This is a genomic window from Ruegeria sp. CK1 (assembly GCF_056536545.1).
This window is the reverse complement of record NZ_JBQFPX010000003.1, coordinates 43,354-68,230: the sequence shown is the minus strand read 5'-3', so window position 1 is coordinate 68,230 and position 24,877 is coordinate 43,354. Positions and strand designations below refer to the sequence as shown.

Below are 24,877 nucleotides of genomic sequence, written 5' to 3'. Positions count from 1 at the left end.
GCTGAACGGCGGTTGGATAGGCACCGGAAGTCCCAACTTTAGCGGGCAATCGACTGCAAATTGTTCCAGGCTACGGTCATCAGATCGCGAGAAATTTCTTAACCAGTTCGCAGAACTAGTGACAGGTTTCACCGAAGCTAAATTATAATCAGAAGGTCTGGCTTTTAAGCGTCTTAACCATGCCAGATGTCGTGATTATTTCTCGAAATGTATCGCCTTTAAATACAAGCTCTGCGTGTGCCTTGTCCGAACTACTGTGCGGAGTGCGGTTGGCATTGCGGCGTCTTTTTCAGAGAGGCACGCGGGTGCAATAAACCTTGACTGGTTGTTTTGGCACTCACTATGGAGCCCAAGAAATTGGGCATTCAACCGTGCAAGCTCGCCATGGTCGCAGCACGTAACGCCTTCTATTTGGGTGATCTGATTTGGAAACAGTGTCCGCCAATGCAGGATATTATTTCCAAAAATCGAGGACTTTAACGAGCAAGTAGTTGGAATCTGGGCAGAGTTAGCCAATGTGCCAAATTCATTTAACAAAGTGGCAAGACCGTGTTTAAATAAAGGCCTCTTTTAGAACGAGTCATATTGGCTTTTGCAATTAGATAAACAACTCAATTTTAATGCGATTTCTACATTTTCTTGCCTTCGGAATCGCATGTGTAACCAGTGACTCGTGATAGTTAGTAACAGAGGTATCCAAAGTGGCATTCAACGATCCTTCCATAACCTTTGGCGCAACAGGATTGCAGGGTGAGACGCTTGATCGCCCGACGGCGCTTGATTTCAGCAAAACAGGCTCGCCCGTGCTTTTTGTGGCGCAACAAAACGGCGTAATCCTGCGATTGGAAATTGAACGTCAGGTTGATGGATCCGATGCTGACACTGTGTCCGACTTTGTTGTTACCGGTACGAAGACTATCGACGGCGTGAAATTCGACACTCAGAACTATTACGACGATGGTTCGCTTTATGGTGTTACCAACCGCCAAATGACTGGGCTGGTTACGACCAAAGATGCCGATGGTAACGATGTTCTTTATGTAAACTCTTCGGATTGGCGTATCGCAGTTGGCAATGATGTGAATCTGGATACAAATTCAAGCCAAATTCACCGGCTGGTTCTGGATCCCGATACCGGTGAAGTTCTTTCAAATGTTGCTATCGTGCGGGGTTTACCCAGGTCCGAAGAGAACCACTCTATAAACGGGCTGGAAATCTCGACTGATCCCGTAACTGGGCATGAAATTCTTTGGGCAGCTGTTGGTGGAAATACGAACAACGGGGCGCCGGGAAACAACTTTGCAGGGACAGTCGATTTTCCTTATTCCGGTTCGATCATCAAAATCGATTTGGATGTCATCAACTCTTACGATGTGCGGATAGACGGTCAGGGTGATCCATACATACTTGATCTGCCAACTTTGGATGATCCAAGCCGACCCAATGTGGATCTTTCGACGTTGAATATCCTTAATCCTGAAGATGCACCCAATTTTACCTTGGATGACAATGGTACTGGCACAAACGGCGAGCTTTTGCCGGATTGGGCCGGAGGTAACAACGGGTTAAACGCGGCGAAAATTGTCGACAAAGTTCTCGTGAGTGCGGATGGTCAACTTCAGTTTGTAGATAATCCATTGGCGTTGCATGCGCCCGGTTATCGCAACCCCTACGATGTTTTGGTCACCGAAGCGGGTGAGGTTTTCTCTTGGGACAACGGCTCAAACTTGGGATGGGGCGGCCAGCCGATCCCCTTTGTGGATAACACACCCGGAGGGTCCGTAAACTATGTTCAGGACTGGACGACTGAGTTTGCGTCCAACCAATTTAACGAGGTTGGAAGCGGGCCGTTCAACGACCAGTTGCACTATGCTGGCAGCGTAACCGATGCCTTTGGACCCTACGGGGGCAATCCTAATCCTATTCGCGCGGCCGCCGACGTCTTACGTGCAGCCTTCAATTCAGACGGAAGCTATAAACCGGGCGCTTCGGACAATCCTGTTCTTGATCAAGATGGAACAACAGTCATCTTTGCAAACGAAGCCGAGGCACAGGCTTTTTTGTCTTCCCTATTTATTCTCTATGAAGAGCAGGGGGATGGAAACTGGGTTGATGTGACCGGAAACACCGGGCTTCCTGCCGATTTCTTTGATGTTGTGTCGGGTTATATGTGGGAACAACCCGGTAGTACAATTGGCGACCCGCTGACCTACTATGACGGTGCGAGCCTGAGCGGCGGTACGTTCTATTCCCCTGAAAGCCAGTTTTTCGGTCCGACGGAAGATGGGACTTTGGCTTTGGTGAATGCGTCGACGAACGGTCTTGCTGAATATACCGGGTCTAACTTTGACGGTGCCTTGCAAGGCGCAATTGTAGCGGCTTCTTTCAATGGAAATCTCTATTTTGAGAAACCTGTCGATACGAATGGCGATGGTCGTACAGATTCAGTTGTTAGCCTTGGTACAATTGGGGGCTTTGGGTCTCAACCGTTGTCGGTAACAACACTGGGGGATGAGGGTATCCCTGGACTGTTCGTAGACAATGACGGCGATGGTTTTGACGATTTTGCCGGTTTGATTGTCGCTGCAACTTATGGTGCAGACAGCATCAATTTCTTTGTTCCGGGCAGCCAATCTGTGGGGCCGGGCAATGATTTGGACCTGGACGGGAAAGACGACATTGACGATTCCCACGTTGGGGATCCAACAAACGGGAAAGGCGTATTTGTAGCTGCAAATCAGACATTGACCTGGCAATTTGAGCTTAGCACCCCAACAACACCGCCAGGAGCCATCCCATCCGGAGACAGCATTGCCGGTGACATCGGCATAAATGCGGTTTGGCGAAACGGTGTTGATGACCAATTCGCGCAGGAAACGGATCCAGCCCTGTATAATCCGGCGATCTGGAACCTTGGCGGCGCGTCGACTTTCGTAAGCCTTGATGTGGCGGACGATGGAACCGCGATTGGAACTGCCAATACTCAGAAAGATGTTCTTGGGATCGGTTTTGCAGCACAATCGAACCTTGAAGGCGTTACCATCATCAGCGAAATGCTGAACGTATTCAGCTACACGCCAAACACAGAAGCCTCCAAGTCCTGGGACGGCGGAGAGAAGTTTGGGTTGATGATTGGTTCAGGTGATCAGTCCAATTTTGCTGAAGCAACCGTAGCCGTCGATACATCACTTGGATCGCCACGTTTTGGTGTTCAACTCATTGTTGAAACCAACGATGTTCCGGTTACAACATTTGTTGAGATTCCCGGCATCGAGAACCCCGCCAGAGGGCTGGAAGATCCTAGTCTACAAGTCGCGATGGATGTCGATCTCACACCTGGGGCTGAAACCATCGCCGCGCGTGTAAGGTATTTGGATAACGGTGCATTTACGGATTGGGTATCCACAGCTGCGGTGCCGATCCCCGGCAGTGTCGTCGAAGCGATTAAAGGACAGTACAATAACGGCGGCACAGCAACAGGTGCTGTTGTTGGTCTTGTTGCTTCGACTGAGGCAGGTGATGACAGTTTTGCGGCATCCTGGGACTGGGTTGAGGTCACTGGTCTTGATGCTGATGCTTCAGGTGGGCAAGTTCTCTATCGATGGAATGCTGGTCCATCGGATGTTGCCGCAATTGATGGCGGAATAGATTGGGTTGCCGACCCATCCGTAATATCGGGTGGACCTACGAAGATATACCGCGGAAATATCCAGACTTTGGACTCGTCCGCTCCGGCGGCAACAACGCCCATCGGTATTTTCGAGCATGAGATTTATGATCCTGCAAGTGGCAGCGAAATGTCACTGTCTTTCGGCTCTGGCCTTGCCGATGGAACTTACGCCGTGCGTATTTTTGCTGGCAACGGCTACAACGGAACAAACGACCCGGGCGAACGTGTCTTTGACATTTCGGTTGAAGGTCAGACGTTCCTGGACAATGTGGACCTGTCGGCTTCGTTCGGACACAAAGTTGGTGGGATGTTCGAGTGGGTCGGCCAAGTCACCGACGGAACGATCAATATCGACTTCGGCCATGAAGTTGAAAACCCGGTTATCAGCGGGGTTGAGATTATTTCCCTGGACGCGTCAAGTGTTCCAGTCATTTCCGCTTCGGACCTTACAGTGAACGAAGCTGACGGCTTTGTTTCTATAGAGATTTCGTCGGATATCCCTATCCCAGGCGGCGAAGTCTTAACCGTGAACTATGAAATCGTTCCAGTATCAGGAAGCGCTTTGCCTGAATTGGATTACCGGTCAGCGGACCTTGCATTTGATGCAGCAACTGGAGTTTATTCGGGGTCCGGCATTATATCGGATGGCGCATCTGATCTTTCGATTGCGCTTGAAATATTGCCTGATGCGGTTCTTGAAGGAACTGAAACCTTTGAGATTCGTATCACTGGGTTGAGTGGTACAAGCGCGGTTATTGGAAATGGTGTCGGCACTGTATCAATTACTGACATTCCTGATAGTGCACCGGGATTGCCGACCGTAGAATTTTCTGATGATCGTTTGAATCCTACGCAGATCAATCTTGCCGAAGGGTCGAACACTGTAGTCGCGACGCAGGATGGCGATCCCACGCGTGATTACGACTATATTACCTTTGTCGTGCCACAAGGCCTCGCGCTGACGTCGCTTACCCTTGATGGCTTCAATGACTACGATGGATCGGCAGTAAACCTGAGCTTCCTTGGTCTGCAGGCAGGGTCAACGTTTACTGAGGAACCAACGACTGCCAATCCAGCAAACCTTTTGGGAGGTGTGCTTTACGGTGAATTCGATATTGGCTCGGACTTACTTGCAGATATGGCGGACGGTGTCATTGACGGCGCCTCGGTAAACACTCAGGGCTTCTCAACACCTCTTGAGAGTGGCAGCTACACATTGTGGTTCAGTCAAGGTGGGTCACCGACCACATCAACACTCAATGCCACTTTGGTCACATCCAGCGGGCCGACGAATTTGCCGCCGTCCATCGAAGCAGTGGCCGATATAAATGTTAACGAATTGCAGAATGCCTCCACCCAAATTGTCGCTACGGATGATGATGGCGTTTCGGATTCTATTTCGCTGTCATTCTCTTTGGTCGATAGCAACGGTACAACAGTTGGCGGTTACTCATTTTCAGACAATGGGGATGGAACCGGAGATTTCTCGTGGAATACGCCGAACCTTCCAGCGACTGAGGTCTTTACCGCGACCGTTCAGGCATCTGATGGTGTGAACGCGCCAACCAACATCAACTTTGACATAACAGTCAATGATACCGGAGGTCCCGCAGACGGAACTGTTATGTTCCGATGGAATGCAGGCCCATCAACTGTCACCGCAATTGATGGCGGCATGGACTGGGTGGCCGATCCGTCGGTAATTTCGGGTGGGCCTACGAATATTTACCGCGGGAATATCCAGACTTTGGACGCCTCTGCCCCAGCGGCAACGACGCCCATCGGTATTTTTGAACACGAGATTTATGACCCTGCCTCCGGTAGCGAAATGTCTCTATCTTTCGGCTCTGGTCTTGCCGATGGAACCTATGCCGTGCGTATTTTTGCGGGTAACGGATATGCCGGTACGAACGATCCGGGCGAACGAGTCTTTGACATCTCGGTTGAAGGTCAGACGTTCCTGGACAATGTGGACCTGTCGGCTTCGTTCGGGCACAAAACTGGTGGGATGTTCGAATGGGTCGGTCAGGTTACAGATGGCACGATCAATATCGATTTTGGGCATGAAGTTGAAAACCCGGTTATCAATGCCGTAGAAATTTTGGCGCTTGGTGCGAATTCGACACCTGTCTTTAACTCACCTGATGTTTTTGATCTTACAGAGAATTCAACATCTGTTGGAACCGTTTCGGCAACTGACCCGGAAATGGGATCGATCGCGTACACGATCATCGGGGGTACTGACGGCTCTCTGTTTTCGATAGACCCCAATACAGGGGCCCTATCCTTTGTAAGTGCTCCAGATTTCGAAGCACCCGCTGATGCGAATGGAGACAATGTTTACAACGTGACAGTCAGCGCGTCGGATGGCGAGAATGCACCCACGCAGAATATAGCGGTTACTGTCACCGATATTGTTGAAGAAAGCCAATCTGGAATTGCGCAACTTACGATCAATGGTAACAGCGATCAGGTCGGCATATCGAACTTTGGAAACAACTCCTGGAAGATTACGAATATTGGTGAAAAGGCCATTGCATCGATTGTATTTGATGTGACAGGCGCGATTTACGGTGACAGCGTTTTTGATCCGTTTGGTCTTGCTGGCGATAGCGCTTCAAAGCCTTTGACGATTGACAGTGATGGCGGAACCGGAGTGGTGGCGCCGTCCGCAGCGTCTTATATCGGAACTGGTGGTGTTTCAGGTTACGCAGGCATCCAGTTGACCTTTGATCCACTTACCGACGGTGGTTTCGAATCCGGTGAAGTCGTTGGCTTTTCGGTCGACATGGACCCCAACTCGGTTGCTGGATCGTCCAAAACCACTTTGGACAGTGGCTCTTCTCCCGCTTGGGACGTCGGTGGTGTTTCGGGGGCCGAGTTGATCGGCTCTGAGTTCACAGTGACATTCGTTGATGGTTCAACCGCCACCGGCCAAATGCAAAGCGTTGACCGCCAAGGCGGCGCGCGCGCCTACGCAGAGCAGTCAGGGCCCAATTCTACTGTTCAGTTGACGGTGAATGGTTTGAATTCCGGACAGATTGGGACCTATGACTCGAACGGTCCCACTGTCGTTGTAAGCGGCACTGCTGGTGAAACGGCTCGTATTGTGCTGACCAAAGGCTTTATCCAACCGGTCACCAACAATTTCAGTGAACCGTATAAATCTCAGCTTGATGCGCAGCTCGCTGCATTGGCGGCATCAGGCTTCCCTGCAAACAACGCGGTTGAGTTCCAAACGGTTGATGTTCTTCTCGATGGTACCGATCAGGACATCAGCAATTTGTTTGACTTCTCGAATGTCGCAAACTTCGATTTCCCGGGGGAAGATCAGCTTCCGATAGGATTGGTGGCCGGAACGATTGACCCTTCGAATGATGGTTTGCCAACGGGTCCAGTTTCTGCACCAATTTATCTATCTTACAGCAACTCAATGCCCCAAACCGGTACAGACGGTGATGACAATCTGGTTGGTTCATCCGAGTTCGACCATATTGATGGACTAGCTGGCAACGATACGATTGAGGGCAAAGCTGGCAACGACATCCTTGTTGGCAGTGAGGGTAACGACGATCTCAATGGCGGTAGTGGAGATGATAATCTTAACGGCGGCATCGGAAACGACAGGCTCAACGGAACGAGCGGTAATGACACTCTGTTAGGTGGCGCCAACGACGACCATTTACTTGGTGGCACAGGTGACGATATTCTGACCGGCGGGTCAGGTAACGACAGGTTACTAGGTCAAGAAGACAACGACCAGCTCAGCGGCGAAGATGGCACCGATCAGCTATATGGTGGTTCAGGAAATGATATCCTCGACGGAGGAGACGGCAACGACAGGCTTGATGGGGGTGAGGGAAGCGATTTTCTGACAGGGGGTCTAGGCGCGGACAAGTTTGTATTTGCGGACTATGGCGCGGCTTCTGACGGTGATGTTGATACGATTACCGATCTCGACTTTGCTTTCGACACGTTGGTCATACGGGAGTTCAACGGCAACAGCCATCAGGTGGTAACGTCTGAAGAAGATTTGTACAGCCTCGAGCTGAATGGAGTGACGGTAGTTGATGATAATGGTGATACACTCATCACGTTCGACGACGGTGTGAATTCACGACAGCTTATTATTCTTGATCTCAGCGACCCGTTTGCCTTGGTATAATCGACTTTCGAAACTGTGGAATGTACCTCAAAAAACCTTGTTGGGGAAGTCGGCACCAGAATTAGCGGAGCTTGACTATCGGTCTGTCTGGGAGAGAACGTCGTGAAACTTTTGGTGACAGGCGGCGCAGGCTTTGTTGGTTCGGCAGTGGTGCGAAGAGCCATCCGAGATGGGCATCAGGTTGTCAACCTGGATGCGCTGACCTATGCGGCGAACCTTGAGAACGTAGCCGAAGTTGCAAATGACCCCAACTACAGGTTTTTGAAAGCAGATATTCGGGACAGACCCGCCCTTGATTTGGCGTTCGCCGAACATACGCCTGATGCTGTCATGCATCTGGCGGCGGAAAGTCACGTGGACCGATCAATCGACGGTCCCAGATTATTCTTCGAAACAAACGTGACCGGAACCTTTAACCTTGTTGAAGCTGCAAAGGCATTTTGGGCGAAACAGGGGAACCCGAGCAGCTTTCGATTTCATCACATTTCAACAGACGAAGTTTACGGTTCACTCGGCCCAACCGGGCGGTTCACTGAGGATAGCCCGTATAATCCAAACTCGCCCTATTCGGCCAGCAAGGCATCCAGCGATCATTTGGTGCGGGCCTGGGGTGAAACTTATGGACTTCCGGTCGTATTAACAAATTGCTCAAATAACTATGGACCATATCTCTTTCCGGAAAAGTTGATACCGGTCGTAATTCTGAACGCTTTGGCAGGAAAGCCGATACCGATTTACGGCGATGGGTCCAATAGTAGGGACTGGTTATATGTTGAGGACCATACCGAAGCTTTGTTGCTGGTCGTCCAAAAAGGGCAGGTCGGCCGTAGCTACAATATCGGTGGGGGAAACGAATGTTCAAATCTGCGGTTGGTGCGGAAGATTTGTGGTATCCTGGATCGCCTGCGACCTAGGGCCGTACCCTATGCCGAGTTGATGACCTTTGTTGCTGACCGTCCCGGCCACGATGCGCGTTACGCCATAGATTCCACCCGCATACGAACGGAACTTGGCTGGAAGCCCTCTGTCAGCTTCGAAGAGGGTTTGGAAAGAACCGTAAAGTGGTATTTGGACAACGAAGGCTGGTTGAACGCGCTGCGTGACCGCGATGGCGTCGGTAAACGACTGGGGGTGAAGGCATAACCGGTTATGTCTTGGAAAACCAAATCAATTAGCCGGGTAACCAGCATAGTTTGTAACGTGCGCTTAGCCTATTGTGATTGTACACTGCGCAGTGCTTGCGAAGCAGAAGCTGGCCAGTGTTTGAGTTGCATACAAAACGTTTCTCAATCGCTTGGGGTTAACCTGACTTGAATGGCAAACCGAGTCACGGGATCTGTTGCTTCACTTTCCAGGATGGTTTTGAGCTGGTGGTCCAACCGCGTTTCGGACCATTCGTGCGCGGCTTTTGCTATATTCAAGGCCAGAGAGCTGTCGTCATCCAATAATCTGGAAAAAATTTCGATAATCTGATCTCGGAGCATCGGTGAACTTGTGCCCCCATCAGCCAAAGCACGGACAAGTGCCCGTCGGTCTTCCAGTTTCATGCCCTTTATTTGCAGTGCGTGGTCAATAGCTTTGACAGCTGAAGGACCATCCACTTCTATCCCAGCCAACCCCCATTCGTACATATATCCCCGACCGGTGTTCAAAGCACGCGAGTAACGTGAACGCACGATTGAGGCGGCTTTGGCGTCATGAGTTTGAAGACCCAAGAGGCGGATGGAAACGGGCACAAAGCTGATACGGGTGATATTACGAAATTCCTGCAGCAGCTGATCTGTCGAGACCTTTGGGCGCAGAGATTGAACTAAATGATACGGAGCGCGATCAAGTTCGATCAAAGCAGTGTCGCGCAAAATCAGGTCGTTAGAGCTTAAATACTTGCTGAAAAATTCAATACGCTCCGGTGAATCCCAGCTGCCGGGAGGCCAGAGTTCAGCGGCATTGCTGAAGTCAGCCAAAAATTTTGCCCTGTCCGGTGTCAGGGTGAATATCCTTTTCCAACTGCGCGAAGTGGTGCGGCCCGCAGCGTCCTTGTAAACGCTGCCAAACGTGAAAAGCACGTTGCCTTCTGGATTGCTGCGGTAGGTCGCCCGGGTCGCGCTATCGATGAGAAATGGAATTTCGGGCAATCTTTCGAGATCCTGCACTGTGCCTTTGATCAGTTCTTTGACAGCGAACCTGAACGGATTTCCCTCAGCAGGTCCGGCCAGAACAATGACTTCGGCTGAAATTAGATGATCTGCAAGCGATGCTTCAGGCAGAGTGATACACACCGTGCACGCGTTGGCGGGGCGAGGCTCGAATGCACTTGCCATCAATACGCCAGCGAACAAAAGGAAAGCTCTTAGGTTCAAAGTGAAAGAGTACCTGAGTACGGCATGAAACCTGAAAGCTATCTTGGAACCAACCATTTGCGTCGCCCTCCCAGTTCTCAGACTTTAGCGTGCTCACCAAAAAAGTCTTGTTCACAAATTTTTCTGACGCAGTGAGCCATCCAGTTCGACCGACGCGTTGCGTCAATATTCCAGTTTAATGAAACGCAAGCCAGCCGCCTCGCTCGCGGCTACTTCCATCTATCGGATATGAACCCTGATCTTACGGTTGGTTTAAAAAAGACCCGCATGGCAATCTGAAGTGCTAAGGTACTTTGATAATTGAGTTTCTTTGCGTTCTTTAAATTAGATAATTAGTCGGCCGGGGGTTTTATGGATTTTTTTGTAGATGGACTGAATGGCATTCTCTGGAACTATATTCTTCTCTATGGCCTGTTGGGGGCTGGCCTTTACTTTACGATCCGGCTTGGCGCGCCGCAGTTTCTACACTTTGGTGAAATGCTGCGTGTTATCACTTCGGCACCAAGCACCGACAAACGCGGTATAACTCCGTTTCAAGCACTGACTGTCAGTCTGGCGTCTCGCGTCGGTACAGGGAACCTGGCCGGTGTTGCTGTTGCGTTGACCCTGGGTGGCCCCGGCGCGATATTCTGGATGTGGATGGTTGCTTTGGTCGGTATGGCGACGGCTTATTCGGAAAGTACACTGGCACAGTTGTACAAGATAACCACCAAGTCAGGGGACTACCGCGGTGGGCCTGCTTTCTATATTTCTAAAGGCCTAAACGCTCCTTGGGCAGGTGTGTTATTCTCGGTCTGCTTGATTATCAGCTTTGGTTTAATCTTCGTTGCTGTTCAGTCTAACTCGATAGCCGAAGCCCTAAACGGAGCCTTCGGGTTTGAAAAGATTTGGGTTGGATTTGCCGTCGCAATTGCGGCGGCGGTTGTCATTTTCGGGGGCATCAAGGCCATTGCCCGTGTGGCTGAAATTCTTGTCCCCTTTATGGCAGGTGGGTACCTACTAATCGCGCTGATTGTAGTGGTTCTGAACATCACCGAAATTCCTGGTCTGTTGTGGCTGATCGTGTCGAGTGCGTTGGGCCTGCAAGAGGCCGCTGGCGGTGTCGCGGGCGGCGTCATGGCGGCCATGCTGAACGGTATCAAACGGGGACTATTTTCCAACGAAGCTGGAATGGGATCGGCTCCGAACATTGCTGCTGTTGCCACACCGTCACCACATCATCCTTCCAGTCAGGGGCTTGTGCAGGCGTTTGGCTGTTTTGTCGATACGATCCTTGTGTGCACAGCGACGGCACTTTTGATCTTGCTGTCCGGCGTTTTGCAGGGCGAGGGTATCACCGGAATGCAGCTGACACAGAACGCGCTGGACGTCCATTTGGGTCCAGTTGGCACCTATTTCATAGCAATTGCGATTATTTTCTTCGCCTTCACATCGATCCTTGGCAATTACTCATACGCTGAGAACGCGATGGTTTTCCTTGGTTTGGAGGGCAAGGGCGCGATTACTGCACTAAGGTCAGCATGTCTGGCGATGGTTGTTTGGGGCGCCCTGCAAACTGTGGCTACGGTCTTCAATTTTGCAGACGCTGCAATGGGGCTGATGGCGGTTATAAACCTCACAGCGATATTGCTTTTGTCCGGTACGGTCTATCGCCTTACAAAGGACTACTTCGGTCAGAGAAAGGCCGGTCAGGAACCGACCTTTGTACTTGAGGACTACGAAGGTGCGACGGAAGGTGTTTCACCAAAGATCTGGAACGAAGATGCACAAACTTCTTGATTCTGACCAAGTCCAGGCAACTCTCAACGAGATTGCGGACCGAATGGCCGGTGAGGTCGATCGCGGTGAAGTGGCTGATTATATTCCCGAGTTGGCTGACGTCTCTCTGAACCAGTTCGGTATAGCAGTCGCGCCAATTGAGGGGCCGCCTTTGATTGCGGGGGATGGCGACGTTCCATTTTCAATACAAAGCATATCGAAGGTCTTCAGTCTGGTCGTCGCCTTGGAATATGTTGGGGCGACGCTCTGGCGCCGTGTCGGGCGTGAGCCGTCGGGCGATCCGTTCAATTCAATTGTTCAGCTGGAATTCGAACGCGGTAAACCGCGTAATCCTTTCATCAATCCGGGGGCGATTGTTGTTGCCGACGTGATACTTGAACATATGCCAGACGACCTTGATGCTCACCCCGTTCTGGATCTTTGCCGCCGACTGGCTGATACACCAGAGATTTCAGTGGATGAAGCAGTGTTCGCGTCCGAAGTCGCTACGGGCGACCGAAACAGGGCCCTTGCTTATTTCATGTTGGCTGAAGGAAATATCAAAGGCGACGTGCTTGCCGTGGCCGAAAGCTATTTTCGGCAGTGTAGTATTGCCATGAGCTGTCGTCAGCTTGCGAAGGCCACCCGGTTTCTCGCAGCGGGAGGCGAGGGGCAGGAGGCGGAACTTGCAGCCGTTACACCAGAACGCGTCCGACGTATCAATGCGTTGATGATGACCTGCGGGTGTTATGACGCATCGGGTGAGGTTGCTTTTCGGATCGGCTTACCCTGCAAAAGTGGCGTTGGAGGAGGTGTCGTCGCTATCGCACCTGGCGTAGGCTCTATCGTGGCGTGGAGCCCCGGGCTGGACGAGAAAGGCAACTCTGTTCTGGCGCTTAGAGCCATCGAAGAATTGGCGCATGGTTTGGGTTGGTCCGTCTTTTGAGCCTCGCGGCTCAACGCTTGCGACTGAGGAGACCGTACTTGAGCGCCCACCCCCGGAAGGACCTAGGTTTGCGTCTCTCTTTCTTGGAAGAGTGCTTCGGTTGCTGGCCGCTTTTTCTGTTGAATTCGAAAACATCAATAATTCGTTCTGCGCAGCCGCAGGCTTCGCCCATTCCAACCTTGGTGAAATAGAATTTCTCGAAGCTCTCAGGGTTTTGCATGTCAGTCCTCCCACCGACATTATCTTCCGTCGCGATTTAAATTACCAATCACATTCCTTAATAATCGGGCGGCAAAGCCTGTGTTGGGATTGCCGCCTCAAAATTTCCTTTAGTTGAAAAACATCACTGCGAAAGTTGGGTGTAGGCGGACACTAAAACCGCGACACGGAACCTTCTGGTACGGTCTTTGTCACTCTGCCGCACGGGTTCGATGACCTCTGTGATGGATGACCTATCGGCCTTTGCTGCGCTGTATCCAGATATCTCGCTGAATCTAACGTTTACAAATGACGTGGCTGATTTGACTCGTCGCGAAGCGGATGTGTCACTGAGAGTTGCCCACGAAGTAACGGACGATGTGGTTGGTCGCAAGCTAGTTCAGATGTCGCAAGCGGCCTATTGCACAAAAGGTTACGCGAAACGGACCAATGACAATGACGGTGAAGGACTGCACTTCATCGGTTGGCACGAGCCAGAGGGAGACAAGACCGCCAAATGGGTGCGCGATAGCTGCTATCCTAAGGCTGAGTTGAAACATCGTGTCTCGGAATTGGTTCCAATGATCACCCTGGCCGCTGCTGGGTTAGGTATGGCCCATCTTGCCTGCAACATAGGCGACCGCCACCCGAACCTGATCCGCGCCCCATTTCAGAGACCTTTACCTTACCGCAATCTTTGGCTGTTGCTGCACTGAGATCTCCGCAACACTGCCCGCGTGCGACTATTCGTGGACTTTTTGCCCGAGCGCATAACCGCACGAAAGAATGAGTTTTGGGTGGCGGGTACACTGTCACGAAGAGCCAATCGTGTGACTGGGGTTAGAAGTTTAAACTGCAGATTTTACAGATGACGATAGCAGTGAGCGAGATAGCGGCAGAAAAACTCTATTTAGCTCTCGTATCGAGTCGTCGTGAGCTGCGGGTTTCAAAGACCTGGAACCTTCAAGTCGGCGACAATTAACTGGCCCTTAGCCTGCATGACGGGTGTGCAACACTTACGGCTCCAGTGATCAAGTCATCAACACTTTAATCACAAACTGTCGTTGTATGAGATAGTGTGTTACTCACTTCTTATGGCAGTTTTTTGAGCACTAAATTTTAAGGGCAACTCGGTTCGAAAAGAGTAAACATGGTGAAAGCAAAGCTAGATAAGATGCCTCTTGGGCTGATTACCTTAGTGATCTTTGCTTTTTTGATTTCCGGTGTTCCAAAACTGAACATCAGGGTTGGACCAGTGCCTGTTTACGTGATCGATTTGATTGTGCTTGCGATGACCTTTTTCGCTTTGAAGAGGCCTGGGTTTGGTTCTAAGGGGCAACCTTTCGCTATTTGTATAGGGTTGTTGCTGTGTTTCGCAATTATTGGTGAGGCGATCGGCTTTGTTAAAACAGGGAACTTATTTGAACACCTCTATATTACCATACGAACCGTAATTGCATTTTTAGTTTTCTTCGCGGTGGGGCGGCTTATCAGAGGGCCGGAAGACTTTGAGCCGATTTTGAAAGCGGTAGTTATAGGTTTGTTGCTAACCAGCTCTATAATGATCTTAACCTCTCTACCGATGACCCGCAGCTTTGTTGCGAACGTTGTGTTGGACAACAACTTTCTTGATCCTGCAAGTGAACGGGTCACCGAACGATATCTTTCAAAAAAGGATTCCGGCGCTAGGGGACGAACGCTGGTTGGTGTGTCCATCTTGGGCGCGACGTTTATCAACTTAACTTGGCCACTGGCAGCATTGCTTGTGTGGGGGAAAATACGCGTTAGCAGGTTGTGGAAGAACTTGGCGTTTGCGGCCTGTATTCTTGCCCCGCTTGGCGTGTTTATGAGTTACTCGCGTGGACCTATTCTTGGATCGATCCTAATAATTGCCCTTGCGATTTTCATGCGTGCACCTGCCGTTCGAAAAGGGATACTGGTGCCCGTTTTGATGGGTTGCGTTTTTGTTGGATCAATTGGGATCAATTCGGAAATCTTCTTTGTAGAGAGATTGACCAAAAGAACCACAGCGATTTTTGAAGATCCTCTCCATGACAAGCGGGAAAGTGATCGACTTTTGGCCTATGTCGACCCGTTTATTCACGTCGCGGAAAACCCCATGTTCTTCTTTGCTGGCGAAGGGAATGCCATAAAACGGTCAAGCGATGTTGATGCACAGGTTTGGGGTGGTGCCAAACACGCATTGTTTGCATCTTCCTATTATTCCAGCGGTATGATTGCAGCGTTAATGTACATGTTCTTAATGCTTAACGGATTCTACTTTGCCTATTGGCACATGAGGCGAAGAAAGGGCACTTCTACCGACGGCTACAGTCAGGCGTTCTTTCTTTGCATGGTGGGCTTGCTTCCATGGGTGCTATTTGGGCACGCCATGGTTTCCACGTCTCGTGGCGCAATGATGTTCTTCTTTATCTTTGGACTGCTAAGTACGCTGAGAAAATTCCCACTTCAGTCTGAGGTGCCCCAGAGGGTTTTAGTGCCACACACAAGGGTGAAACCTGCATAGGCAGCAGCCAGACTTTGGATCCGCAGCGCTGAGTCCTCACCGATGTCGCTTTGAAATTATCTCCAGCTTTGAACTGGTCGGGCTAAGAATTTTTCTACCGCACGAATGTCATCCTCGAAGTCGATCATCAGCTTTGCGCGAAGGCTGTCTGAAATCTCTGGAGGAGGGGCGTTTTTGAGAAACAATTCGCGTCTGATTCCTACTCGTTTCAGGCCGCGTACTATCCATTCCAAATCCATATGATTTAGGCGGCTTCGTATGTATTTTGCCTTTTTCACGAGCCAAAGTGATCGCGGTGCGCCTTGCGTTTTGCGAACCCGTTCTGTTTCAAGATACATCTCACAATTGGTTGTATCGACTTCAATAAATCTGAGCAGGGTTTGCAAAAATTCTTTCATACTTTCGGGGGACGCAAAAATCTCTTCGTATATTCCCACCAGCACTTGGTTCGGTGGAAAACACTCAAGAACATGTGACAAAAGCTGCCCGTAGCGGCTGTATTCAATAATGACGTCCTGGTCGAAAATCGCCTCTTCAAATGGTAGAGTTGTGCGTCCATTTTCGACGAACATGCGGTAATTTGAAACCATTCGGTCAACCGGGTTTCTTAAAATGATGATGATCTTTACTTCAGGGTTAAAACTTTGAATTCGTTTTAATGTTTCGCTTTCCAGAATGTATGATGTGCTTATTTCCCCTGCCGCACCAAATTGTTCTGCGCCGGCGAATAGGTTTTCATACCATTGGATGCCACGGTCATAGAACTTGTCAAAGAAGAAGACTTCTTTCTGGTCTTTCGGCAGAAAAACATCCGGGTGTTTTCTCAGGACGGAATCAAGCCATGTCGTCGCACATTTTGGAGGTCCGACACCTAAAAAGTTAGGGACCTTACGTGTCCCGTGTTCCTGATTGTTCAGTGTATTTTCCATGGTGCCGTTGAAAGGGGTTGGCCACTATTCGAAATTCGGCGGAACATTCAAATTCTCAACTGCCGTAGTAGTCGCGATATCTACCTTTGTAGTAATTATACCCATCATAAGAGTATTTTGCGGCTCGCGCTTCGTTGATCATCGTCATGACAAGACCGGCAATTGGCGCTTCTACGGTCCGCATTTCCTTAAGGCCGGACAGGACCGCTCCACGTGGGGTTTTATCCCAACGCACTGCGTAGACAACAGCATCCACTAGTTTTGATACGATCCGTGCATCTGTGACGAGCAGCGTCGGGGGTGTATCCAAGATCACCAAGTCGTAGGCTTTGCTCAGACCTCTTATGAGTTGTTCAAAGCGTTTTGAGGATAAGATGTCGGCGGCATTGACCGAGCCCGCGCGTTCCTTTGAGTGGGTGGTAAGTACATGTAAGCCTGACGTTGGCTCTTCATAGATCGCGTCCAGGATAGGGGTGGTTCCGTCAATGACAGACAATAGCCCGGGGCGATCCTTGTCGTCGTCGATCATGTGACCCAACGCTGGCAGACGAAGGTCGCAATCTACGATAATCGCTGATTTCCCCATCTGACGGCTGGTCATGGCCACTAGCATAGCGCTCGTTGTTTTTCCTTCGTGCGGTACGCTCGAAGTGAACATCACAACTTTCGGTGGGTTATCCACATTCGAGAAGAGTATGCTTGTTCTGAGACTGCGCACGGATTCCGCAAGCAAGGAATTTGGTTTGTTCCGTAGATTGTCCAGGACCGGTTGGCGTTTCATCCGCTTACCGATTGAGGGCAGGGTTCCCAGTACTGTTTCGCCGGAAAGCTCTTCCAACTGGTCAGGTGAGCGGAAGGTGTTGTTGAGCGAATTCAGTAGGAAGATGATCCCTAATCCTGCAACCCCCCCTAAAAATACCGTCAGCATCATGGTGCGACGTTTTTGCTGTGAGAGCGCCACGAGAGGAACTTCTGCAGGAGATAGAATCCTTGCATCGGCAGATTGCAAATCTCTCTGTGCGTTGGTTTCTTGCAACCGGCCAAGCAGATTCTCGTATAGAACCCGGCTGGCTTCAGCTTCGCGCTCATACTGGCGCAACTTCACTTCTTTGCTCGCATGGTTGAGGGCGTTCTGTTCCAGCTCACGCACTTGCGCGACGAGCGCGGCTTCCCTTTGTTGCGCAGCGTTCAAGTCGTACTGGGCAGTGGCAACTATTTTTTCAGCCTCAACCAGAACCTGTTCGCTGATATGCTTGCGAATTTCTTCGAGCTGGCGCTTGGCGAGCAGCAATGTTGGGTTGTCTTGGGACACCGAAGCGCTGAGCGCAACCACCTGCGCGGCAAGATCCGTTTCTTGCCGCTTGATTTCAGAGATCACTGCGGACGTCCGGAATTCTGACACAGTGTCCAGCGCCTCTGGGTTTTCCAAAGCGCTCCGCAGTCGGGTGTAATCTGCTGTCAGGGCTGTGGTTTCGCTGCGCGCCCGGACCAATGACGCGTTGAGAGCTGCCAGTTGCTGCTCGGTTATTTCGAGGCTTTGCCCTTGTTCCAGAGCCAAAGCGGAACGAGTGCTTTCAACCTTGTTCTCGGCCTCTTCGACGCGCGTTCGCAACTCCTCAACGCGGACGGTCAGCCAATTCGTCGCTGCTTGTGTCGCTTCGAGTTTGGCTTGGAGTTGGTCTACGATGTACTGATTGGCAATAGCATTGGCGATATCGGCGGCTTTGCGTGGATTCCTCGAGATATAAGCAATATCCAGCACACGGGACTCGCCAACAGGGTTTAGCCAAAGGCCATCTTTGACATTGCTGACGATCACCACTCTTAGACGCTCTTCAGCAGCTATCCGTTCGGCTTCGGTTTCTTCGTATGGTTCCAGCGGCGGTTCCATCAAGCCAATGTCCATCAAAATATCCACAACGCCCGCCGGAAGCGTGATGGACTCGTTGATCCGGTCCATAAGGGTGGGTTCGTATTCGCGTAAAGCCGGGTTGAACTCGGGGTCTTGGTCCAAACCTAATTGGTCGATCACCCGCTCAATCAAATTGGTCGAGGACAAGATGAGCATTTGATCTTCAAGCCTGCCCTGGTCAAAATGCTGTTCGCTCAAAATCCCCTGTAGATCGACAATGTTGTTCTGTTGGATGTCAAACATCACCGTCGCATTTGCCTGATACGCGGGAACGATTTTGGATGTCGAAAGATAGCCGATTACATAGGCGATCAAGAGGCAGATCGCGATAATCCATTTCCCAGCCCATAGCTTAGAAATCAGCCCGCGAATATCGATTGTATCATCGACGTTGTCAGCGGGGTCATGCTGTGAACTAGGCTTGTTGACCGGGCGAGGCAAGATTAAGGGCTCAACTGGATTTGTCACTCTTTACACACCTAACTTGAAAATGATTTCTTACGAAAGTTAGTACTCGTGACTACACCTAATACTGCCAAGAATAACAACGCTCTGGCAAAAAAAAGTTTGTCAGGTGCAACATGCTCGAACACTATATGTATTCTCCATAAACTTATTCAAGGATAGTAGCGTTTTGCTTGTCGGGGCAAGAAATCAAATGTGTCCAATAGTGATGCGCGGGGCTGTGTTATAAAAATGTGCAAGTTAACGGTTAACAGGTGCTGCTTGCTAAGGTGTTGGTTTTAGAGATTGAAGCGTTGACGTGGCGCTTCTAAGGAACAGATTTTGCTCCCTTATTCCACGGATAAGTGCTTTCTGAGCTTACGATCTCTGCGTAGCGTCCCAGGGCCGACTTCGTGTGCTATTAAGCTCCGGATGGAGTGTGGTTTTGGTGCTGATTGGGTTCAAAATCCATTGTCTCTCATACCGTCACTATTATGACCTTGGTGACCGCATTGTTTACCGAGCGGCGAATACTTCGGCATGGCTGAGGCTTTCGTACTTTGGATTCGTCGCAAAGCTGGTGTGTGCTGGTTCGGCGTAGTTTTGTAAACTGTGCTGCGGAAACCGAAGCGAGCTATTCTGGTGTAGATTTGGCAAGACTATTTGCGGATGGCGGCAATGGATTTGAATCCTTGTCTGGGGTTCTTCTTGTTCGCAAGCTCCGCGTAGAAAAGCTTTGCGCCCAACCCATTGCAAGAATGACTGCGAACAACGCTGCTATGGCAGGCATCTGCAAGCTGAAATCAAGCAAGGAATGGGTGGCTGCCGTTGCAATGGCTGCAAAGGCAAAACAGGGGAAAGCGCGATTTCGGTTGCGTTTCACGGTGGCTAAAAAAATCCGTAGGACAATAAGCAGAAGAGCAAGGTAAAAAGCAATCGCAGCAGGAATGCCGAATTCGAACGTGTTTTCCAGATAGGAGTTGTGTGCTCTGACCCACTCGCCAACTGCCGCCTCAGCGGGCACATATTGCCGAAACACATCATGAAAAGACCCCAGGCCGTGGCCCAATAGTGGGCGATCCATGATCGCTCTAACAACTTCGGGGTAGATCAGAAAGCGACCGTTTTCTGACTCTGTTGCCAATATCCTGTTGGTCATGTCGGTTGCGCTTGTCAGAACAATGAACCCGACAACAGCACTCAAAATCAGAAAAAGCCACGGATTCCAGCGCTGTCCCTTACCTTTCCAAGTCGCCATGAACACTAGCAGCCCGATTAGCGCAGCGATCCCTCCAGCGCGGGATTGGGTCAAGGACAGGGCACCCATGCATAATAAGACGCCAAGGGCGTAAACCCACGCGCCGCCAAAGAAACGCTCCAAAAGGTCCCGAAGGATGTTTTGCCAGCGGGTGTCGTTGGTTTGGGTGGCGCTAATGACATGAAGATAGGCGGCAATATTTGCCAACATCCCGAACGCGGCAAAAGTGGCATAGCTGTTTCGGTTTACAAATGTTGATGTCAGAACGCGCCTGTGCTCACCTTCTCCGAGCACCGGGTTGTGCCCCGTCGCCATAGCGTAAAGCCCATAAACGGCGAAGGCTGAAGAGGTCAGAGCTATGAATTTGAGCATCGCTTCGGCGCGAGCAGCGACGATAGCAGCACGGAACGCGACCCAAAAGATCATGGCATAGCAAAAATAGCGCATGACGATCAGATGCCCCTGACCTGGATCCGCGGAAATGTGGCCGGGAACGTCGTCGAAGGCAGCCCATACTGGGTGGGCGTATGCTGAAGGCATCCCAGGTAAAAGCTGGAGTCCTCCCCAAGCTACGGCTCCCAAATAGAGTAGTGAAGGCAGCCAAAGTCCCTTTGTCTGTTTGGGCGTGGGTTGCGTAGAGTCAACCAGCAACTGAACGGTAAAAATAGCTAGGACGGCGAGGGAAAGTAGCGTCCATGATACGGGACGATTTGCGCCAAGCGGCACAGCAGAAAGCATGACGCAAATCATCAAAGCCCATAACAGAGCCCATTGCAGAAAAGAAAATCGTTCTTTTGATTGCATAGCTTCACATTCCCACAGGTTTGCAAAATTGCCGCCAATAAATTGTTGGGAATAGTGGTGGCAAAGCGTTGCGCGACCGGCAGTTGTAGAGAGGACACACCCTAATGCGTTTGCAAGGTTCGTGGTGCTTAAATCCGGACAGATAGACAGAGACGTGGGCGGGACTTAAACTATAGATCAAGCGTTTTAGTTGCCAGGTAGTATTCATGGGTAAGGTAGTGTGCCGGAGTTTGTGTGCGGTCGTTTTGATCGGTGCGATTGTAAACTTCGCGATCGTGTTTCGGACCAGCCCAGCATTTAACAGCGAGGTTCGTGTCGAAAACGTCGTTGGCGGTTGGCGGGCGCCTAATGCAGCTGCACACTACGATCAATCCGAATACCTCCTAGAACTCGGGTCCGCTTATCTTGCTGAACTAGGTCTGATGTACGATCCGGTCACAGGTGAACCCGAGATTATCAAGATCGAAGAACTAGATGCACGGTCTCGGAAGGCACAGGCACTTATTGAGCAATCACTGCGTCTTGATCCGGCCAATGCCTCGGGTTGGGTATACTTGGCACAGGCGCAAGGACGTACCAATGACATGGAATCCATGCGCGACAGCCTCGGTCGATCGTGGGAGCTGGCACCTAACAATGTTCAATTAGCACCCCTGCGATTGCAACTTGTTCAGCAAATCTATCAGACGAATTTACATGATCCTGCGCGGGTCGCAGGTTTGTCGGAAGCTGAGGTTGCATCGGCCCGCCGGGATGTTCTGGTATTGAACGAGCAATCGTCGCGTTATCTCGACAGTCTTTTGCCCGAGGCTGACCCTGTTCGAGTTTTGCTGGATGAGAATGAAAATGAACGTTCCAGTAGTTAACTGTGCACGCACGAAACGCCCTGAAGTTGGTAACCCTAGGTCGCCACTCTGGTTAAGTGAAGATGAATTTAGCTTGGGCTAACGTCATGTTTGCAGTCATGTTGGTATTTGTGGCGGTACTTTTTCTTGTATTCCGCCTGCACCAACTGCTTTTTCATTGAATAATAGTAAGGGTGGTGTTCGTCATGCTTTGACACCCACTGCTCCAAGCCTTCAACGACTTTGTTCCAATGCTTGTCATCATGGGAATAGTACGACTTGTACTTATGGCATCCGACTGTGTCGGCATACGCGGCAGAACTTAACAAAGCGGAGGCGGTAAAGGTGGCTACCAAAGAAAATTTCTTTAGGTATGTCATGAATAACCCTCACAATACAAAAAACGCATTAACGTTTCTCAAGTTATCTGATGTGCTTGCAAAAGTCTACAAACGAGACGGTTTCACGTTTGGTTTGATTTGTGATGCACTCGAGCACACAGAACAGCGCCAGCCCGAAAAACCAACACCCCCAAAAGGATGCCGACGCAATTCATCGCAAAATCGGCAACATCTGCCCCTCGTGTTGGCAAAACCAGCTGAGCAGTTTCTAAGCCCACAGCTGCAACCAAAAGCGTCGCCGTGACCCAACGTTGTGCATGTGGAAAGGCGGCCAAGAAGCCAAGTGCAGCGATCGCAAAGATGCCCACATGCGCAACGAAACCCATTTCTCGTTGTACAGTGATTCCGAAAGGTGCGGGGTAGGGGGCGAGAAAAGCCCAGGCCATGATTGCTAGTAAGGCCGCTAGCAGCCCCAAGCGTACAAGCAGATATCGCGCGTTTGTCTTCAAGCAATACCCGCTTTTACGAGGCCTTCGAAATAGGCAATTGTCGGTACAAGGCCTTCGCGCAAAGGCACTTTGGGTTCCCAATCAAGATGTTTCTTAGCCAAGGTAATATCCGGTTTGCGCTGTTTGGGGTCGTCTTGCGGCAGTGGCTTGTGCACGATCTTGGATTTGGTGCCGGTATGCTCAATCACTGCCTGCGCCAGTTCAAGCATGGAAAATTCGCCAGGGTTGCCCGTATTGATTGGTCCTGTCACATCATCAGGGGTGTTCATCAAGCGCACGAAGGCGTCTATTAGGTCATCGCAATAGCAAAACGAACGGGTCTGAAGGCCATCCCCGAAAATTGTAATGTCCTCGTTCTTGAGGGCCTGCATAATGAAGTTCGAAACCACACGGCCGTCATGGGGGTGCATGCGTGGCCCGTAGGTGTTGAAAATCCGTGCGACTTTGATGCGCAAATTGTGTTGGCGATGGTAATCGAAAAACAGTGTTTCCGCGCAGCGTTTACCCTCATCGTAACAAGAACGAACGCCGATCGGATTCACGTTACCCCAGTAAGTTTCGGGTTGGGGGTGGATATCAGGATCGCCATAAACTTCGGATGTTGAAGCCTGCATTATTTTGGCATTCAAGCGTTTTGCCAGACCCAGCATGTTGATCGCACCATGCACCGAGGTTTTGGTCGTTTGTACAGGGTCGTGCTGGTAATGGATTGGCGAAGCTGGGCAAGCCAGATTATAGATCTCGTCTACTTCAACATACAGCGGGAACGTCACATCGTGGCGCATCAGCTCGAAATTGGGTGCGTTCAAGAGGTGGCTTACATTGCTGCGCCGTCCAGTGAAGTAGTTGTCTATACACAGAACTTCATGGCCAGCTTCGACTAGACGATCACATAGGTGACTGCCGAGAAAGCCCGCGCCTCCGGTCACCATAATACGTTTTGAGGTGGGGTTAACGGTATTGGTATCACTCATCAATTTTGATCCTGAAATCTACTATTTCAGCCTTAGCATAGTTTCCTTATCGGTCACGCTTAAATTCGCTTGAATTGAATTCGGAAGGTTTGGGAAGGCTTCGAAAAGACAAATTGCTATCTCGGCAGAGTAAAGCATGAGGTTATTGTCGACAATGTGCAGTAATAACGGCGATTGTTTCGCTTTGTTGTCGTTGCCTCAATTTCCAAGGCCGATGGGGGCTGCAATGAAGTTTTTTTCTTCCTTTGGATTTGTTAATAATGTATCAATAAATCGCTTATGTGTGAAAAGCCATTTTTGTAGTCAAGTGTGTGGGGGGCATTGTTATGCTCGATCTATTTTCTGTAGATCGTTACCGAGAATTTTCTGTTGGTAGCGACTCAGTTTGCCCAGATTTTTATGACTGGGATCTACTGCTCAATAAAGAAAAGGAAGAAAAATCTTTTAAATTCAGAGCCTTCAAATTTGTCGTGGACAAAACCTCGGCGCTTTTGGCTTTGCCTTACATCGCGGTCTTGGCCGTTGTTTTCTTTGCTATTAATCCAATCGTTAACCCTGGACCGGTATTTTTCAGGCAAAAGCGTATGGGTAAGGATGGCAAGCCGTTTACGATGTGGAAATTCCGCACGATGATTCCGTCAGACAACCAGTCTCGTGATCCGAACGCGCCGGTTGAAACTTGTCGAATCAAGCCGTTTGGTCAGGCCTTGCGGGCATCGCGTTTAGACGAGCTGCCGAATTTTATTAACGTGCTTCTGGGTCAGATGAGCCTGGTCGGCCCTCGGCCTGATGCCTTCAATCACGCAGACAGTTTTTCCAGAAACGTGCTCGGGTACCAAGAGCGTCATCGTGTTCTGCCCGGGATCACTGGCCTGGCTCAGGTTGAGATGGGCTACGCGGAAGGAGAGATCGAGACTGCTCTGAAGGCAAAGTACGATAATATCTACGTTGCGCGCAGCTGCGGTCGGATGGATCTCTACATCATCTACCGAACCTTCGGCGTTGTTTTGAGCGGTTTGGGCAAATAACGTACTACAATCAGAATTGCCCGGGGCGTTGTGGATAGCGTTCCGGGCAATCTTCAATTCTCCACAATTTGTTCGATAATCGGGAATGTGCTTATGGAAGATTGGGCCCAAGTAATAGGGGTGCCCGACTTGCTGAAACTGAGTTTCCGTTTTTGTACGAAGGATAGCGGAGACCGTGTGGGTCCCGGTTCCCTATGATTATAAGTTTC

Annotated in this window: 16 protein-coding genes; 8 read left to right on the top strand and 8 right to left on the bottom strand. The window is 50.4% G+C overall.

The window, feature by feature from the left end:
- Window positions 1-701 precede the first annotated feature (701 nt).
- Both ACR0L3_RS09620 and rfbB read left to right on the top strand, forming a co-directional pair.
- Window positions 702-7,835: a malectin domain-containing carbohydrate-binding protein gene (locus tag ACR0L3_RS09620; RefSeq protein WP_480745499.1), complete on the top strand. Its 7,134-nt coding sequence runs from the start codon at window positions 702-704 to the stop codon at window positions 7,833-7,835.
- A gap of 102 nt (window positions 7,836-7,937) precedes the next feature.
- Window positions 7,938-8,978 (top strand): dTDP-glucose 4,6-dehydratase, encoded by a 1,041-nt coding sequence (gene rfbB, locus ACR0L3_RS09615; RefSeq protein WP_480745498.1) that lies wholly within the window; start codon window positions 7,938-7,940, stop codon window positions 8,976-8,978.
- 143 nt (window positions 8,979-9,121) lie between these two features.
- Here the strand turns inward: rfbB and ACR0L3_RS09610 are convergent, their stop codons facing one another.
- Window positions 9,122-10,156: a hypothetical protein gene (locus ACR0L3_RS09610; protein WP_480745497.1), complete on the bottom strand. Its 1,035-nt coding sequence runs from the start codon at window positions 10,154-10,156 to the stop codon at window positions 9,122-9,124.
- A 390-nt stretch (window positions 10,157-10,546) separates the two neighbouring features.
- Here ACR0L3_RS09610 and ACR0L3_RS09605 point away from each other — a divergent pair, with 390 nt between their 5' ends.
- The gene (locus ACR0L3_RS09605; protein ID WP_480745496.1) at window positions 10,547-11,974 is read left to right on the top strand and encodes an alanine/glycine:cation symporter family protein; all 1,428 of its coding nucleotides are present in this window, start codon (window positions 10,547-10,549) and stop codon (window positions 11,972-11,974) included.
- Window positions 11,958-12,899, top strand: coding sequence for a glutaminase (locus ACR0L3_RS09600; protein ID WP_480745495.1), 942 nt, complete (start codon window positions 11,958-11,960; stop codon window positions 12,897-12,899). The genes ACR0L3_RS09605 and ACR0L3_RS09600 overlap by 17 nt, the downstream gene beginning before the upstream one ends.
- Before the next feature lie 10 nt (window positions 12,900-12,909).
- Here ACR0L3_RS09600 and ACR0L3_RS09595 read toward each other — a convergent pair whose 3' ends face one another.
- On the bottom strand, window positions 12,910-13,119 hold the full coding sequence (locus ACR0L3_RS09595) for a hypothetical protein (protein WP_480745494.1): 210 nt from the start codon (window positions 13,117-13,119) through the stop codon (window positions 12,910-12,912).
- Window positions 13,120-13,342: 223 nt separating this feature from the next.
- Here ACR0L3_RS09595 and ACR0L3_RS09590 point away from each other — a divergent pair, with 223 nt between their 5' ends.
- The gene (locus ACR0L3_RS09590) at window positions 13,343-13,813 is read left to right on the top strand and encodes a LysR substrate-binding domain-containing protein (RefSeq protein WP_480745493.1); all 471 of its coding nucleotides are present in this window, start codon (window positions 13,343-13,345) and stop codon (window positions 13,811-13,813) included.
- A 434-nt stretch (window positions 13,814-14,247) separates the two neighbouring features.
- On the top strand, window positions 14,248-15,624 hold the full coding sequence (locus ACR0L3_RS09585) for a hypothetical protein (protein ID WP_480745492.1): 1,377 nt from the start codon (window positions 14,248-14,250) through the stop codon (window positions 15,622-15,624).
- A gap of 56 nt (window positions 15,625-15,680) precedes the next feature.
- Here ACR0L3_RS09585 and ACR0L3_RS09580 read toward each other — a convergent pair whose 3' ends face one another.
- The 3 genes from ACR0L3_RS09580 to ACR0L3_RS09570 form a co-directional block, all read right to left on the bottom strand.
- Window positions 15,681-16,553 (bottom strand): sulfotransferase domain-containing protein, encoded by an 873-nt coding sequence (locus ACR0L3_RS09580; RefSeq protein WP_480745491.1) that lies wholly within the window; start codon window positions 16,551-16,553, stop codon window positions 15,681-15,683.
- A gap of 55 nt (window positions 16,554-16,608) precedes the next feature.
- Window positions 16,609-18,933 carry a GumC family protein gene (locus ACR0L3_RS09575; protein ID WP_480745490.1) on the bottom strand — a complete coding sequence of 775 codons (2,325 nt, stop codon included), beginning with the start codon at window positions 18,931-18,933 and terminating at the stop codon, window positions 16,609-16,611.
- Between the two features lie 610 nt (window positions 18,934-19,543).
- Entirely contained in the window at window positions 19,544-20,707 is a 1,164-nt protein-coding gene (locus ACR0L3_RS09570) for an O-antigen ligase family protein (RefSeq protein WP_480745489.1), read from the bottom strand.
- A 470-nt stretch (window positions 20,708-21,177) separates the two neighbouring features.
- Between ACR0L3_RS09570 and ACR0L3_RS09565 the strand changes: the two genes are divergently transcribed.
- Entirely contained in the window at window positions 21,178-21,837 is a 660-nt protein-coding gene (locus ACR0L3_RS09565) for a tetratricopeptide repeat protein (RefSeq protein ID WP_480745488.1), read from the top strand.
- A gap of 68 nt (window positions 21,838-21,905) precedes the next feature.
- Here the strand turns inward: ACR0L3_RS09565 and ACR0L3_RS09560 are convergent, their stop codons facing one another.
- The 3 genes from ACR0L3_RS09560 to ACR0L3_RS09550 form a co-directional block, all read right to left on the bottom strand.
- Window positions 21,906-22,196 carry a hypothetical protein gene (locus ACR0L3_RS09560; protein ID WP_480745487.1) on the bottom strand — a complete coding sequence of 97 codons (291 nt, stop codon included), beginning with the start codon at window positions 22,194-22,196 and terminating at the stop codon, window positions 21,906-21,908.
- A gap of 83 nt (window positions 22,197-22,279) precedes the next feature.
- Window positions 22,280-22,666, bottom strand: coding sequence for a VanZ family protein (locus ACR0L3_RS09555; protein WP_480745486.1), 387 nt, complete (start codon window positions 22,664-22,666; stop codon window positions 22,280-22,282).
- Entirely contained in the window at window positions 22,663-23,640 is a 978-nt protein-coding gene (locus ACR0L3_RS09550; protein ID WP_480745485.1) for a UDP-glucuronic acid decarboxylase family protein, read from the bottom strand. Before ACR0L3_RS09550 ends, ACR0L3_RS09555 begins: the two co-directional genes overlap by 4 nt.
- A 326-nt stretch (window positions 23,641-23,966) precedes the next feature.
- On the opposite strand from ACR0L3_RS09550, the gene ACR0L3_RS09545 reads away from it, so the two are divergent.
- Window positions 23,967-24,668, top strand: a complete 702-nt coding sequence (locus tag ACR0L3_RS09545) for a sugar transferase (protein WP_480745484.1) — start codon at window positions 23,967-23,969, stop codon at window positions 24,666-24,668.
- The last annotated feature ends 209 nt before the right edge of the window (window positions 24,669-24,877 follow it).